This is a genomic window from uncultured Microscilla sp. (genome assembly GCF_947493425.1).
Lineage (GTDB): Bacteria > Bacteroidota > Bacteroidia > Cytophagales > Microscillaceae > Microscilla.
The window spans coordinates 1-15,964 of the sequence record NZ_CANLRP010000114.1 but is presented as its reverse complement, the minus strand read 5'-3'; the positions used below and the strand labels follow the sequence as shown (position 1 = coordinate 15,964).

8 protein-coding genes are annotated in these 15,964 nt (G+C 41.0%); 6 read left to right on the top strand and 2 right to left on the bottom strand.

Going from position 1 to position 15,964, the window contains the following annotated elements; genetic code table 11:
• Positions 1-215 precede the first annotated feature (215 nt).
• The 3 genes from Q0954_RS23215 to Q0954_RS23205 all read left to right on the top strand — a co-directional run bounded on the left by Q0954_RS23215 (position 216) and on the right by Q0954_RS23205 (position 4,614).
• Positions 216-1,682: an efflux RND transporter periplasmic adaptor subunit gene (locus Q0954_RS23215; protein WP_299460958.1), complete on the top strand. Its 1,467-nt coding sequence runs from the start codon at positions 216-218 to the stop codon at positions 1,680-1,682.
• 13 nt (positions 1,683-1,695) lie between these two features.
• The gene (locus Q0954_RS23210; RefSeq protein ID WP_299460956.1) at positions 1,696-3,051 is read left to right on the top strand and encodes an ABC transporter permease; all 1,356 of its coding nucleotides are present in this window, start codon (positions 1,696-1,698) and stop codon (positions 3,049-3,051) included.
• Between the two features lie 81 nt (positions 3,052-3,132).
• Positions 3,133-4,614, top strand: a complete 1,482-nt coding sequence (locus tag Q0954_RS23205) for a TolC family protein (protein WP_299460954.1) — start codon at positions 3,133-3,135, stop codon at positions 4,612-4,614.
• A 443-nt stretch (positions 4,615-5,057) separates the two neighbouring features.
• On the opposite strand, the gene Q0954_RS23200 is transcribed toward Q0954_RS23205, so the two are convergent.
• Complete coding sequence (locus Q0954_RS23200) at positions 5,058-6,488, bottom strand: CapA family protein (RefSeq protein WP_299460952.1); 1,431 nt, start codon at positions 6,486-6,488, stop codon at positions 5,058-5,060.
• A gap of 786 nt (positions 6,489-7,274) precedes the next feature.
• Here Q0954_RS23200 and Q0954_RS23195 point away from each other — a divergent pair.
• The gene (locus Q0954_RS23195; protein ID WP_299460950.1) at positions 7,275-8,453 is read left to right on the top strand and encodes an alpha/beta hydrolase-fold protein; all 1,179 of its coding nucleotides are present in this window, start codon (positions 7,275-7,277) and stop codon (positions 8,451-8,453) included.
• Between the two features lie 414 nt (positions 8,454-8,867).
• On the top strand, positions 8,868-10,271 hold the full coding sequence (locus Q0954_RS23190; RefSeq protein WP_299460948.1) for a S41 family peptidase: 1,404 nt from the start codon (positions 8,868-8,870) through the stop codon (positions 10,269-10,271).
• Between the two features lie 573 nt (positions 10,272-10,844).
• Here the strand turns inward: Q0954_RS23190 and Q0954_RS23185 are convergent.
• Positions 10,845-11,225, bottom strand: coding sequence for a Rieske 2Fe-2S domain-containing protein (locus Q0954_RS23185; RefSeq protein WP_299460946.1), 381 nt, complete (start codon positions 11,223-11,225; stop codon positions 10,845-10,847).
• Positions 11,226-12,077: 852 nt separating this feature from the next.
• Here Q0954_RS23185 and Q0954_RS23180 point away from each other — a divergent pair.
• Positions 12,078-15,548: a pyruvate carboxylase gene (locus tag Q0954_RS23180; protein WP_299460944.1), complete on the top strand. Its 3,471-nt coding sequence runs from the start codon at positions 12,078-12,080 to the stop codon at positions 15,546-15,548.
• Positions 15,549-15,964: the final 416 nt, after the last annotated feature.

The following is a 15,964-nucleotide window of genomic DNA, read 5'->3' as shown; positions in this document are numbered from 1 at the left end:
ACAAATATTTTTGAACTGAAAATGAAGCAAGTGCTAAAAACTTTCTCCACTATTGGCGAGCGGTAAAGTATACCACTTCATAAAGCCACAATTGTTTGTTGAAATAAGATGCTTGCATTGTATTTTTATTTTTATTTTATGTTTTTGCAACTAATTATGTTGTGGGTTCATCCTTTAATTTGATAAAAACTCCTTATAAACTTGATCTACTACCCATGAAAAAGAAAGTTATATTGCCCGTGATTATACTCGGAGTGCTTGCTGCAGGATATATGTTTTTTACAAAAAAAAGCAGTAAATCTGAAGATATTTTTGTCAAGGTAAAAAAAAGTGATTTTACCGTTTCGGTAACTTCTTCGGGTGAGTTGTACGCCAAAAACTCCACCAAAATAAATGGACCTACTGGCTTGCGACAAGCGCGGTTATGGCAAGTAAAAATCAGCCGTATTATACCCGAAGGTACCAAAGTAAAAGAAGGCGAATTTATTGCTTCTCTAGATCGGTCAGAGCTTGCCGACAAGCTAAAAAACGAGCAAACCGAGCTCGATAAAGCCAGTTCGCAGTTTACCCAGGCAAAACTGGACACGACCCTTGAGTTGCGCGAAGCCCGTGACAAACTCATTAATCTGCGTTATGCCCAACGCGAAAAAGAACTGGTGCTCGAACAGTCTAAATATGAACCTCCTGCTACCATAAAACAAGCCCAAATAGACCTCGAAAAAGCCAAACGGGCTTTGATACAGTCAACGCAAAACTACTTGATAAAAAAAGACAAGGCTATAGCCAAAATGCAGGAAGCAGGTGCCAACCTGTCAAAGGTAGAGTCGAAAGTAGAGTTTTTGCAAAAGCTCATGAAAGAATTTAACATTACTGCCCCCAAGTCTGGTATGATGATATATGCCCGCACCTGGGATGGCAAGAAAAAACGTGAAGGATCTACCATTAGTGCCTGGAACTCTACCGTGGCAACTCTGCCCGATTTGTCGGTGATGGTATCGCGTACCTATATCAACGAGGTAGACATTAAGAAAATTAAAAACGGACAAAAAGTAAACATTGGACTGGATGCTTTCCCTAAGAAACAACTCACTGGTAAGGTAATCAAGATAGCCAACGTAGGCGAGCAAAAGCCTAATTCAGACGCAAAGGTATTTGAGGTAAATATTGAAATTCACGAGCAGGATTCTTTATTGCTGCCTTCTATGACCACCAGCAATAATATCATTGCCAAAACAGTAAAAAATGTGTTGTCTGTACCCCTGGAAGCCATTCATAACCAAGGCGACAGCCTTACCTATGTGTTTCAAAAAGATGGAGCCTCGCTTAAGCGCGTAGAAGTAATGGTGGGCGAAACCAACGAAAACGAAGCCGTGGTGTTAGCTGGGCTTACCAAAGAGGATATGGTGACTTTGTCGCGCCCCGAAGAGGGCGAGAAAATGGACTTACATTTACTGGACAAGACACTCAAGGCCAAAGTGATAAAGGAGCAAGCTGCCAAGCTAAAAGAAGAACAACGCAAAGCACAGGAAGCACGCCTGAAAGCAGAAAAATTGCGCAAAAAGAAAATGGAGGAGATGAAGAAAAAAATGCAGGATGGCGACAAAAAGAAAGACACAAAGAAAAAGAATAAAAAGAATAAAGCCGCTCAGGTTACAACTGCTCTCACCTTGTTGAAGGCATAAATTCAGGTAAGCCATGTATCGTAGATATTTAGTAAATTTTGTGGTAGCCTGGGATGCCATTCTGGCAAATAAGCTCAGGGCTACCCTCACCGCACTCGGAATTATTTTTGGGGTGTCGGCAGTGATTGCTATGTTGGCTATAGGCAATGGAGCACAGCAAGAAATATTAGAACAAATAAAGCTGGTGGGAGTCAATAATATTGTGATAAAACCAGTGCTCGAACAAGAAGAAAAAGAAGTAGGGCAAGACCTGAATAACGGAGGAAAGAAAAAAGAAAAATTTTCGCCAGGTTTGACCATGCGTGATGTAGAAAGCATAAGAAAACTACCTATGGTAAGCAAAGTGAGCCCCGAAATATTGCTGGAAACCTACATTATTAAAAATGGCATTCAGCGTTCGGCCAAACTGGTGGGCGTAGAACCAGCGTATTTCAAACTGACCAGTTTTAAGCTGGAACAAGGGCAGATGTTTACCAAACAAAACCTGGAGTACGGCGATCAGGTGTGTATTATTGGACGGGGAATTAAAACCAAGTTTTTCAGCAAAGAAAACCCCATTGGCAAACGCCTGAAATGTGGCAGACACTGGCTGAAAGTAATAGGAGTGCTCGAACCAAGGCTGGTGTCAAGTGGAAGTCTGTCTAAGTTAGGAATTCGCGATTACAATATGGACATTTATACACCTGCCAAAACCATGTTGGTAAGGTATACCAACCGCTCGGTGCTTACCAAAGCAATGCTTACCAAGGCAAACAACCGCCGAAACAATAACAACAACAATAATAATCAAAGCAGCGAGAAGGCAGCGCCCAAAAATTACCATCAAATAGATCGTTTGGTAGTACAGGTAGACGAAACCGGTTATTTGAGCAAGACTGCCGACATTGTAGCCCGTATGCTGGAGCGGCGCCACTACAAAGTGGTAGACTATGAGGTGAGCATACCCGAACTCTTGCTCAAACAACAGCAACGCACCAAAGATATTTTTAATATTGTATTAGGAGTGATTGCAGGCATATCGTTGTTGGTGGGGGGCATTGGTATCATGAATATTATGCTTGCCTCAGTACTGGAGCGGATCAAAGAGATAGGTTTACGACTGTCGATAGGTGCCAAAAAAAGCGACATCATTACTCAGTTTATGTTCGAGTCGGTGCTTATCAGTGTATCGGGAGGAATTATTGGGGTGATCCTGGGCGTCAGTATGTCTTATTTTATTGCCGAACTTGCCAAAATACCTACAATTGTGTCTTTCTCATCTATTATTATTTCCTTTGTGGTATCGGCTTCGGTAGGGCTGATATTCGGTATTACTCCTGCACGCAGGGCAGCCGAACAAGACCCTATCACATCGCTCAGATACGAATAAAATTGTTTGAAACATTCAACAGAGACCTGAGGTAGTGCATAACCAAGCACTACCCAAGCCTCTATATACCATTATATCAATATGAAAAAATGCCTGGTACCATGCGCACTGTGTTGCTTGCTGTTGAGCAGTGTGGTTTACGGTCAAACCGAGAAAAAACAAAAATATAGCCTGCAGGAAATCATTACCATTTCAAAAAAACAATCGCCTATCTCGTTGCAGGCAGTCAACCGAAAAGAAAACTTTTATTGGCGTTACCGTACTTTTTTATCCGACTACAAGCCCCAGCTTTCTTTGAGTGGCAACCTGCCCAATTACAACAAGTCCATCGAGCGAATTACCTTGGATGATGGTAGTGATGTGTTTATAGATCGGGGGTTGGTAAACACTGATGTGAGCTTGTCGTTGCGGCAAAAAATAGGGTTTACTGGAGGAGAGGTGTTTTTGAGTTCCGAACTTGCCCGTATCGACCTTTTGGGCAATAATAGTGGCACCTCGTTTCTGTCTACACCAGTGAGCATTGGTTTCTCTCAACCTTTGTTTGGGTTCAATGAATTGAAATGGAACAAAAAAATAGAACCACTCAGGTACAGTGAATCACAAAAAGCCTACTCAGAAGAAATGGAAGGCATTGCAGTGCAAACTACCGACCTGTTTTTTGACTTGTTGGTAGCACAAATTACCCTGAAAATATCAGAGTTGAATCAGGCCAATAATGACACAATTTATAAAATTGGACAGGGGCGCTACAACGTGGGTAAGATTGCCGAAAACGAATTGTTGCAGCTACAGCTGGCATCTATGGAGTCTGATCAAAGGGTAACCCAGGCAAAAATGGACATAGAAACCAGCGAACTAAGGCTGAAAATATTTTTGGGAAACAACGAGAGCCTCAAAAATATAGAACTCATTGAGCCTTTGAATGTTCCTGAGATTGTAATTGACGAAGAAACAGCTTTGGCAGAAGCCAAAAAAAACCGGGCGAAATTTGTTCAGTTTAAGCGCCAAAAACTGGAAGCCGAACGTGATGTGGCACAGGCAAGGGGTAACAGTGGCTTAAATGTAAACATCACAGGATCTTATGGTTTTACCCGCAATGCACCAGATTTTACCGATGTATACCAAAATCCCCAAAATCAACAACGTTTGCGCATTGGTTTTCAAATTCCTATACTTGATTGGGGGCGCCAAAAGGCAATGATTCAGACATCGGTGGCCAATAACAAATTGGTACAGTCTACTGTATCACAAGAAGAGTTGAACTTTGAGCAGGAAATTATTCTGAAAGTAAAGCAGTTTAAAATATTTCGGAGTCGTTTAATTCTTGCCCGTCGTGCCGACGAAATCGCCCAACGAAGGTATACAGTGGCACAAAAGCGTTATTTGATTTCTAAGATCAATATTACCGACCTAAACATTGCCTTGCAGGATAAAGACCGCGCCAAGCGTGACTACCTGGAGGCTTTGCGTGGTTTTTGGAAAAACTACCATGAAATTCGACAACTTACGCTTTATGATTTTGAACGCAAAGAAGTGATTTATTACGGCGACGTCAAAAATTAACTTACAGTAAATAACTCTATATCTGGGTGATTGTAGAATCAATCACCCAAATACAATTGCTAATAGTCTGTCGCTTATTTAATTCAAGTAGCGAGTCACCCCGTACAGCGGGATTTCGCAAATCCTTAGATGTCGATGCATCAGCACTCAACAAGCTACCAATAGCTGTTTTTAAAGATTTAAAAATGTGTAAGTGTCTGAATATATCAATACTCCGCAGTGATTTTAGTCAAGGTTGATAATACAAATCTAAAGGTTGCACTCCCTACGGTCGGTTTACAAGGACTAACAGGGTGAACATTTACTCGAATCCGCTTCTAACTACGCTTTTTGTAAAAAAAACTGAAAATCAGCGTGATACAAAAGCGTGGTTACTTGTGGAACATATACCTAGAACCTTGCACCTAGTTCCTAGAACCTTGTCGGGGCTGTGGACTATTGTATTATTCCCATTTATAAATCAATCTGTCAGGGAAAATTATTTTTTTTATTTCTTGGGCTTGTTTGGGGGTGGCAAGCACCGGACGACGATCGTTTGAAATCCAGGTGTACACAGGCATCGATTGTACTACCTTACCATTGTAAATATAGTGATGCAAAAAATAACCTCGACGTACTCCTACCCGGTGAATCTGATCGAACAAAAAATTGCCCAACCCATGAAACAGTGGTTTGCCTTTATAAAACTCTATTTGTTGTACCTGGTGGGCTTGCGAACCATACACTACGTCGGCTCCAAAGTTGTGCAAATCATAACTAATGGCAATTTGTTTGGCGTGTGGGGCATAAGAATCTACTTCGTTGAACTGTACCGAAGCAAATACAAGATCTATTTTTTTGTTCTTCTTAAGGTCGGTAATCACCTTGCGGGCTTTTTCGCGGTTGTAGCGGTTCGCCCCCGAATACTTTGTTCCATAAGCACATTCACCCACCGGGCAACTCTGGTTGAACCCAATAAACGCCATTTTTTTACCATCCTTTAAGTCAATAATCAGTGGTGTGTTTGCTTGGGCAGCGTCTAACCCTCCACCAAAAGTTTTCATTCCTTGTTTTTTGTACCAGTCATAGGTAAGTTTATAAGGCTTGGCGCCAAAATCTTTGTTATGGTTTCCGGTAAGCTCTACAATATTGGTGTTGAGGTCAACCAGGTTTTTAAAATCACGTTCTTTGCTGCAAAACTTATAATGAGGGTCATACTTGATATACACACAGTTGGGATCAAAGCTTACCTCATTGCTGATATGAACAAAATCAGAGCTTTGAAAGTGATGTTTTACCTTTTCAATCAAAAAGTCGGGTCCTTTTGCATCTGCAGCCAGCCCTGTATTGCGGGTAATGGCGGTAACCCCGGTTAGGGTAAACTTGGTCACTTTATTTTTGTAGTCAAAAGCCTGTGCTCCTTCGGGTTGGTGTTGAAAAGTGTATTGGGCAGCATTGCCAAAAAAACTGACCTTATCTATTTGCAGTGCTTTATATTGGGCGATCAAGTGGTGAATGTCGGTAACCAATAAATGATTTTTGGCAAGCTTGGCAAATGCCTTTAGGTGGGGCAGGGTGCGGGCATTGTTGCAACCCAATACTTTATTGGCAAGAGGTTGGGTGGCTTTGAGTACGTATACTTTCCCGTTGCAATACATATTTTTGAGGCTGTCTAAAGAAATGTTTTGTAATTCGCGGCTGTAGCCAGTCACTACAAATAAGGGGGTAGCATTTTTTGCAGAGATGATGCGTTTCTGCTGGATTGTGGTTTGTTTAGCCTGTTTGCTTTCTCCTTGCGACGGTTGACAGGCATTGAGTAATACACCCAACCCTACTAAACGCAAGTACAGTGGGTTAATTTTTAGCAATTGGACTTTTTTGAAAGATATGTTCATACAATAAATGCTTGGTTTACAGTCGGACTTTTGAGTTCTTTGTTCAAAAACAAGAACTTATTACAAAACCGCCAAAAATACAAATTAGTACTTATTAAGTAAAAAGAAGTCGTAAAAGTGTGTTGAATAATTCATAGTTCCTACAGGATTGGATGTTGGTTAGTTATGGTGTAAAGGGAAATATCGGTGAATTGATATGTGGCACTGAAGTCATTTCTTAGGAATTGTTCAAAAATAAATTTACACTCTAAGGGGTGATTTTTCGCCTTGATACTTCGTTATTTTTATTGCCCGTAGCGCTGCTATGGGCGCAAAAAATAGCCTCGTCTCAAAACAAAACCTCTACCTCAAGAATGGTAATTTAATTTCTCACCATTCCTTATGTAAGTTTATAAATTTTTTTTTCGCTTTTGCTGTAACAATACTCCGCAGTGGTTTTCGTCAAAGTTGGCGCTGGTTATCAGTTATTTATAGATTTAAAAACTATTTAATTGGATGTTTAGGCTTAGAACCGAAACGCTTTTAAAAATAAAGTGAGTAAGCAATCTTAATATACGCCACTGGTTTACAGTATTTAATAAGGTAAACATTTACTCGAATCAGCTATGGACTAAATACTATGGACTATTGCTGTAATGTTTATAATACCAAGTCGTCACTTGGTTGTAATACCTAGTACTTTGGATAATATGCATGTGAAATAAAACCCAAGGTAGTTCAGTAGTTTATTACAACCAATTACTCAAACACTGAAGTCACGATGACTTCATCATTTTTATTAAACCAATGAAAAATATTACTCGTTCAATGCTTTGCTTAGTGGCAACAGTGTATATCGTAAACTTGGTGTCAGCGCAAACAGTTAAACCGCTTAATTGGGGTACACAGCATGTATTATCGTCCAAGATACTTAATGAAGATCGTGAGCTGATGGTAGTGCTGCCCGAAGGCTATGAAAAAAGTAAGCATCATTATCCTGTGCTGTTGATGACCGATGCCAGGCAAAACATAAGACATACCATGGGAGCTACAGATGTGTTGAGTCGTACTGGCGATGCACCTCCAGTAATTATAGTAGGCTTAGTAAGTAAAAATAGAATGTTAGATTTTACTCCTACCCAAGACAAAAGCAATCCTGAAAATAAAAGTGGAGGAGGAGAAAAACTTTTGCAATTTATCAAGCAAGAGCTATTACCTTATATAGAGTCTAAGTATCGTACCCATCCTTTTCGTATTTTAGCAGGGCATTCTTTAGGCGGATTGTTTACTGGCTATGTGCTCCTGCAACACCCTCACTTGTTTGATGCCCACATTGTGATTAGCCCTTCGTTTTGGTGGAACAAAGAGGAAATGGTAGCAAAAGCCAAAACATTCTTCCAACAGCAGACCCACCTTAATAAAACAGTATACTTTGGTATTGGTACCCTGGATGGGTATGGCATGCGCCAAGAACTCAAGCGATATGTAGAGACTATCAAACAAAACCACCCCAAAGGATTTCGTTTTCGCCACCAAGAGTTTGAGGGCGAGGGGCACATGTCGGCTCCACTGCTTGTTACCTACCAAGGACTTAAGTTTATTTTTAGCGATATGACTTTCCCTAAATCGTTGGTAAATAACTACTCGAACCAAGCCTTTGATAAACATCAGAAAAACTTGCTAAAAAAATATGGTAGTTCAATGAAGCAAACGGGAGAAGCCTATTTTGATCTGGCCTACGCCTTGGTTAAAGTTGAAAACTGGGATGGAGCGGCTTATGTATTTCAACAAGGCATTAAGGCATATCCGCGTAGTATCTGGATGATGGATTACCTTGGACGTGTGTATATCAAAGCAAACAAAATTGATAAAGCAATTGCTACCTATGAGAAGGCCATCAAGGTGTCTGAAAAATACGGCCAGGGTAAAATCAAGTTTTTCAAGGAAAAAATAGCTAAATTAAGGAAGAAAAAAACGAATAAGTGATCATCATCGCCTCAGATCGTGTCTCCACGAGCTGATCGAAACCTTGAAAAACACTGTTCCCAAGCTCTATGACAGGGCGATTTGTGGAGACACAAACAATAGTAGAGTAGAGTAATCATTTAGTAAAATTTCAAAACCGTACGCTAATTTTTCACTACAGCGGTGGAGCTTTTTTTGGTTCGTTTTTTTAGCTGAAGAAAATCCATGATCCTTCGAGAGCAAGCTCGGAGTTGTGAACCGAACTTGATTAAGGGGAATGAACGAATTAATGAGGTTGACGAAAGTAGATTTTATTCTACAACTTAGCAGATTAACAACTATTTTTATGCTGTCAAACCATCAAAAAAATCAAGGCTTATCTGCTATAAAAAAGTGTACGGTTTCAAAAGTAAAATACTTAAAATAGGTCATATAATGGTAAAACCTCAAAAATTGTTTAAACTCTCTTTATTGGTGCTGTTGCTAAGCTTGTCAAGTCGTATTCAGGCACAAAACAACACTAGGCCGCAGTCCTTGAGCAGTGCTGATAAACTGTATGGTTTGTCGTTGTTTTGGCAAGAAGTCAATTATAACTTTGCGTTTTTTCATCAAGTACCCCAACTCGACTGGGACAAAACCTATCAAGACTATATTCCCAAGGTGCTTGCTACCAAAAGTACCAAAGAATACTACGATGTACTCAAACAGTTTTGTGCCTTGTTGCAAGACGGGCACACCAATGTGTATTACCCCCCGCCAATACGTAGGCAACTTAGTTACCCCAAGCTAAAACTGGTAGCTATAGGCAAACGTGCCTTTGTGCGTAATGTAGATAAGTCTCTGGCAGGGAAAATACCCCTGGGTTCAGAAATAGTAGAAGTAAACAAACAACCTGTAGAAAAATATGTACAACAATATAAACTGCCCTACATTGCCAGTTCTACCCAGTACGTGCGCTGGGACAGGGGTATTCGTACAATGTTGCAAGGCAAAAAAAACAATTGGGTGCAACTCAAAATAAAACAGCCTTCTGGCAAAATACTGAAGGTAAAGCTGCCACGCGACAGAACCGGGGTGCAATGGGTCAAGCCCAATAAACGCCCGGCTTTGCTAGAGTTTAAATGGTTAGATCAGCAAATAGCTTACCTTGCCATCAATCGCTTTGATGACGACCGCATACAAAAAGAATTTCCCAAATTTTTGTCAAAGTTGTATCAAGCCAAAGGGGTGATCATAGATGTGAGAAAAAATGGGGGAGGAAATAGTAACAATGCTTCATTCATTGTCAAACATTTTACTGAGCAAAAAATACTGTTGGGGGCACGTTGGCAAACCCGCGAACACCGGGCAGCTTATAAGGCCTGGGGAAAGTTTGTAAACAAAAAAATACAGCAAAAGCCTGGCTATCAACTGAACAAATGGGAAGCCAATGCCCTGAAGTATTACCAAAAAAAGGCTTGGTACATAGGCGACACCAGTCGTACGGTCAATGATGTAACCGCAAAAAAAATAAAAGTACCCTTGGTAGTGCTCACCAGTTATCATACAGCTTCAGCCGCCGAAGATTTTCTGATTTACCTCGAAAACATTCAGCGAGCCACCAGAGTAGGACAAAAAACTTATGGCAGCACTGGACAACCCTTGATGTTTGACCTGCCCGGAGGAGGCAAGGCAAGGGTATGTACCAAAAATGATACTTACCCCAATGGCAAAGAGTTTATAGGCTATGGCATTATTCCACATGTAGAAGTTTCTCCAACTGTGCAAAACTATGTAGATAATCAAGATGTAGCATTGCAGAAAGGAGTGGAGGTGTTGAAGACAAAAATAAAGAAGTAATAAAGGTTATTACGAAAAATTTTTAAAGACTCAATGGATTGATAACGACTCATTTACTGACGATTTCTCAAAAAATAGTCGCTGCATTCATTCTTATGACAGGTTGCAATCCTTGTAAACGATCTTTGTCTAATGCACTGAATATCAATGCCTGTAATTTTTCGTAATAATGTCTAATGAATAGACAAAAAATAACTTTTTCTGCTGGTCTTTCTGCCTAATGTTTTGTTACCCCGGTAGTTATGTTGGAACTAGTGCACTGGAAACTAAATTCCTATCATATTATTCGGAGTCTTTAGCCCGCTTACTTTACTTCAAAAAGCTTACATAGCTTTGGCTATGCGCACTTTTTGAAGCGCGTCAGAAAACAAAATTCATCCAAATTAATAGGCAACTTATTTAATCCCCAATGCACTATTCGTTTTTTTCGTCATAGCTATGCAGTGTCTCATCTCAAAAAGAAACCCCTATCACCAGGTAAGTAGCTTATTTTTCAACCATTCCTAAAGGCAAAAAGTGACAAACGGCAAGGTTGGTTTTACCCCCTTGCTGCTTGTCGCTCCAAGCTTAAATCTAATAACTAAACTCATCCTTTTTTGGGGGTACCTCATCTTTGTAAAGTCCCAATTGAATGGAGTCGTTTTTTTCTTCTATTCGGTGGGTAAGCAAGGGACGAGCATTTTTGCCACTTTTTTCTTCCCCTGTTTTCAGGCAAAACCTATAGTCGTGCCAAGGGCAAATGACTTCGTTAAAATCGTTGAGGTGCCCTGAGGTAAGCGAGGCACGCATGTGGGTACATTCATCGTCTACCACAAAAAAACCTTCTTTGGTATGTGCCAAGCATATTTTTTTGCTGCCAATGCGCACTTTTTTGGTACTATTAAGGGGTACTTTTTTGCGTGCTTCTTCCCAGTCTTCAAAAAGCTTGTACCATTTCAATTGTTTTTGGGCCATTGTATTATCTATAAAAAGTGAAAAACTTGAACTGTATGTCGTGATAGCAAAAGATAAATAAAGCCTTGCCTTAAACAAAACTCTCACCGCATTTTATCTTATAATTTCAGCCGATGACAAAAACGTGAAATTTTAACATGCAGGAGTGCCGCTTTTCTTATAAAAAAACACAGGAAAGGTTTTTTGCCCCCCTTTTTGAAGTAAACTTTGTCTTGCCATACTGCAATCTTAGTTCTGTTAGTTACCTTTTTATCTGCACCTAAAGAGGCAAACCCCTTGCCCTAAACCCTTTATTTGTTAAATTGAGCAGTATCTCGAAAAAGACGATTGTTTTATACACATTGTATTACACATAATCATAAACAGCAAATAGTTGGATACTTTTCAGTTGATTGAGTTCAATATAACAAAGCTGTTTGTATACGCAGACTTTCAACTATTGACTGAATATTTCTATCTATCGACTTTATAAAACGCTAAAAATCAGCGTCCTATAAAATCGGTAAGTTGCTTGTAGAGTAGCGTCAAACTTGAAGCTTGTTGCTAAAAGATTGAGGATGTAGGGGCTATTGACTATCGACTGAATACTTCCATCTACCGATTTATAAACCCTTAAAAATCAATGTATTATAAAATAGGTAGCATGCTTGCAAACCAGCCTAAAGCTAAGGGCTAATAGCTTGAGGCTGTAGAAGCTATCAACTATTACACTATCTTCTATTATCAATCACTACGTGTCTGTAGGGCACAAAAAGGGGCAAAGATGAACCAAGCGCGTGGCGTTGCAAAAAAACTTGTGATTTGTTACGAAAAGCTGACCGTGAAAATGCCCACTTATAATAAACTTATACTATGACAACAGAACTACGACCAATTAAAAAGTTAATGGTTGCCAACCGAGGCGAAATTGCTATCCGTGTATTGCGGGCTGCCTCAGAACTTAAAATTACTACAGTGGCTATTTTTACTTATGAAGATCGCTACTCGCTCCACCGTTACAAAGCCGACGAATCATACAAAATAGGGGCAAACAATGACCCCCTGAAGCCTTACCTTAACATAGAGGAAATAATCAATGTAGCCAAGCGGCATAATGTAGATGCTATCCACCCTGGCTATGGTTTCTTGTCCGAAAACGTAAACTTTGCCCGTCGTTGCCGTGAAGAAGGGATTATTTTTGTAGGACCAACGCCTGAGGTAATGGAAAACCTGGGCGATAAAGTGTCGGCAAAGTTGATTGCCAAAAAAGCCAATGTACCCGTGATCAACGACAGTCAGCAAAAACTTACCTCAGTAGACATTGCTTTGGCTGAAGCTCAAAATATAGGGTACCCTATTATGGTAAAAGCCTCGGCAGGAGGGGGAGGGCGTGGCATGCGCGTGGTAAAAAACGATACAGAGTTAACCAAAGCCTACAAAGAAGCCCGCAGCGAAGCCCTCAAAGCTTTTGGCGATGATACGGTATTTTTGGAAAAATACGTGGAAAACCCCAAACACATCGAGGTGCAGATTATGGCAGACAACCATGGTCACATGGTGCATTTGTTCGAGCGCGATTGTTCGGTGCAGCGCCGTTTCCAAAAAGTGGTAGAAATAGCTCCTTGTATTACCCTCTCACAGGCTGCCAAAGACAAGTTGTACCAATACGCCCTCAGCATTTGCCAAAGCGTAAACTACAACAATGTGGGTACGGTGGAGTTTTTGGTAGATGCCGACGAGAATATTTATTTTATTGAGGTAAATCCTCGTATTCAGGTAGAGCATACCATTACTGAAGAAGTAACCGGGATAGACATTGTGCGTTCGCAGATTTTGATTGCCGAGGGACACCAGCTCTCTGATCAAAAGCTACGTTTGAACTCGCAAGCCGATGTAGAGTGTCATGGGCACGCCATTCAGTGTCGTATTACTACCGAAGACCCCGAAAACAACTTTCAACCCGACTATGGAACCATCAATACCTACCGTAGTGGTTCTGGGTTTGGCATTCGCCTCGATGCAGGCAATGCTTATGCCGGGTCTTCTATTTCACCATTTTTCGATTCCTTACTGGTAAAAGTTTCTGCTTGGGGGCGTACCCTCAAAGGTGCCAGCGAACGTCTCACCCGTGCCTTGGAAGAGTTTAGGGTAAGAGGGGTAAAAACCAATGTAGGATTCTTGCTCAATGTAATTACCAACGAAGAGTTTACTTCGGGCAAAGCCACCGTAAAATTTATTGACAATAACCCTTCTCTGTTCAATGTTCCACAGCGCCTCAACCGAGCCACCCGCATACTCAACTATTTGGCAGATGTGGTAGTAAACGGCAACCCTGATGTGCGTTATGTAGACAAAACCAAGTACTTTGACATTGTAAAAGTGCCTGATTTTACCAAATACACCAAACCTCCTGAAGGCACTAAAGACAAGCTGACCCAATTGGGACGTGATGGGTTTGTGCAGTGGCTCAAAGACGAAAAGAAAATCCACTATACCGATACCACCTTCCGCGATGCGCACCAATCATTGTTGGCCACCCGTATGCGTGGGTTAGACATTGTACGAGTAGCCGAGAGTTATGCCAAAGCGCATTCCGATGTGTTTTCGATGGAGGTATGGGGAGGTGCTACCTTCGATGTAGCGATGCGTTTTTTGAAAGAAAGCCCCTGGCAACGCCTACAGGAAATTCGTAAACGTGTGCCCAATGTTTTATTACAAATGCTGTTGCGAGGCTCTAATGCAGTAGGTTATAAGGCATACCCCGATAATCTGATTGAGAAGTTTATTGAAAAGTCCGCCGAAAATGGCATTGATATTTTCCGTATTTTTGACTCGCTCAACTGGATAGAAAACATGAAGGTGAGTATTCGTGCTGTGCGCGAATATACCAACTCATTGGCTGAAGCCTGTATTTGTTACACCGGCGATATAATGGACCCTGACAACCAAAAATATACGTTAGACTATTATGTAGAACTTGCCAAACAGCTGGAAGACGAGGGAGCCCACCTGTTGGCGATCAAAGACATGGCTGGTTTGTTAAAACCTTATGCTGCCGAAAAACTGATTACCGAATTGCGTAAAAACATCAGTTTGCCTATTCACTTGCACACCCACGATACCTCTTCTATCCAGTCGGCTACTTACCTCAAAGCCATCGAAGCAGGAGTAGATGTGGTAGATGTAGCGCTTAGTTCTATGTCGGGGCTTACCTCGCAGCCCAACTTCAACTCTTTGGTAGCGGCTATGCAAGGGCACGAGCGCGACAACCCCATCAACCTTGCTTCGCTCAACGAATATGCCCATTATTGGGAACAAATTCGGGAGTATTATTACCCCTTCGAGTCGGGGCTCAAAGCGGGTACCGCCGAAGTATATGGGCACGAAATACCCGGAGGACAATATTCTAACTTGCGCCCCCAGGCAAATGCATTGGGCTTAGGCGATAAATTTGAGCAAATCAAGAAAAACTATGCCATTGCCAACGATTTGTTCGGAGATATTGTAAAGGTAACTCCAAGCTCGAAAGTGGTGGGCGACTTTGCTATGTTTATGACTTCTAACGACCTGACCAAAGAGGACATCTTGGCTAAAGGAAATACCTTGTCTTTTCCTGAGTCGGTGATCAATTTTTTTAAAGGAGACTTGGGGCAACCCAAGGGAGGTTTTCCGGCAGAGATGCTCAAGATTGTACTCAAGGGCAACCAGCCTATTACTGGACGAGCCAATGAGCACATGAGCCCCATTGATTTTGATCAGGAGTGGGCAGCATTTGATAAAAAATACAATGCCGACAATTACAATAAACCTTACACTTTTGAAGACTTACTGTCTTACTTGTTGTACCCCAAAGTATTTGACGATTACCACAATTTTTGTCAGCAGTTTGGCAACTTGGTATACCTACCTTCTTATGCTTTCTTTTATGGTTTGCATATTAACGAAGAAATTCTGGTACGTTTAGATGAAGGTAAAACATTGATGATCAAGTTGTTGTTTGTAAGCCAGGCGGCCGATGATGAAGGCTATCGTGAAGTATCATTTTCACTGAATGGCCAAGTAAGGGTGATCAAGGTAAGGGATGTAAACCAGGAAGTGAAAAAAGCCAGTAATCGCAAACGTGACCAAAGCAACACCAAAGAAGTAGGTGCTCCTTTGCAGGGAAAACTTGCCAATGTGTTGGTAAAAGGAGGCGACGAAGTAAAAGAAAACACGCCGTTATTTGTGATTGAAGCTATGAAAATGGAAACGACCATTACCGCTACCCAACCGGGCAAAGTAAAGCAAATTATTTTGGAAGAAGGAATGGTACAACAAGACGACTTGGTAGTGATATTAGAGTAAACGTTGATGATACAAAGTTGGGTAGCCCGGTGTTTTTCATCGGGCTATTTTTTCTTTAGGCAACTCGCGTTTTGTTACTTAGCTCTTTTAAGTCTTTTGAGGAGACTTGAAAGTATTGATAAATACAAGTCTTCGGACTTGTTTGCGCAGCAAAATAGTTTTCGACTCAAAGTGAGCCATACGGCTAGTGGTTTGGGAACCAAATTCTTTTCATATAAAATTATTATATTTGTAGCTTAACAATATTTTATATCAATGCCAAAACCTACTGCTCCTAATATTGAGTTACATCCTCGTCATCGTCGCTTGTTTCAAAGTTATTTATCAAAAACGAGTGTGCCTGCCCACTATCAAAAACGAGTGAGTATCCTTCTTTGTATTGATGAAGGTTTGGGAGTACTGGCCACTAGCCGACA

Bases quoted from the DNA above. Each gene is read 5' to 3' on its own strand.
- Q0954_RS23185 (WP_299460946.1), bottom strand. From the start codon at position 11,225: ATGGCCCAAAAACAATTGAAATGGTACAAGCTTTTTGAAGACTGGGAA.
- Q0954_RS23205 (WP_299460954.1), top strand. From the start codon at position 3,133: ATGAAAAAATGCCTGGTACCATGCGCACTGTGTTGCTTGCTGTTGAGC.
- Q0954_RS23180 (WP_299460944.1), top strand. From the start codon at position 12,078: ATGACAACAGAACTACGACCAATTAAAAAGTTAATGGTTGCCAACCGA.
- Q0954_RS23210 (WP_299460956.1), top strand. From the start codon at position 1,696: ATGTATCGTAGATATTTAGTAAATTTTGTGGTAGCCTGGGATGCCATT.
- Q0954_RS23195 (WP_299460950.1), top strand. From the start codon at position 7,275: ATGAAAAATATTACTCGTTCAATGCTTTGCTTAGTGGCAACAGTGTAT.
- Q0954_RS23190 (WP_299460948.1), top strand. From the start codon at position 8,868: ATGGTAAAACCTCAAAAATTGTTTAAACTCTCTTTATTGGTGCTGTTG.
- Q0954_RS23215 (WP_299460958.1), top strand. From the start codon at position 216: ATGAAAAAGAAAGTTATATTGCCCGTGATTATACTCGGAGTGCTTGCT.
- Q0954_RS23200 (WP_299460952.1), bottom strand. From the start codon at position 6,488: ATGAACATATCTTTCAAAAAAGTCCAATTGCTAAAAATTAACCCACTG.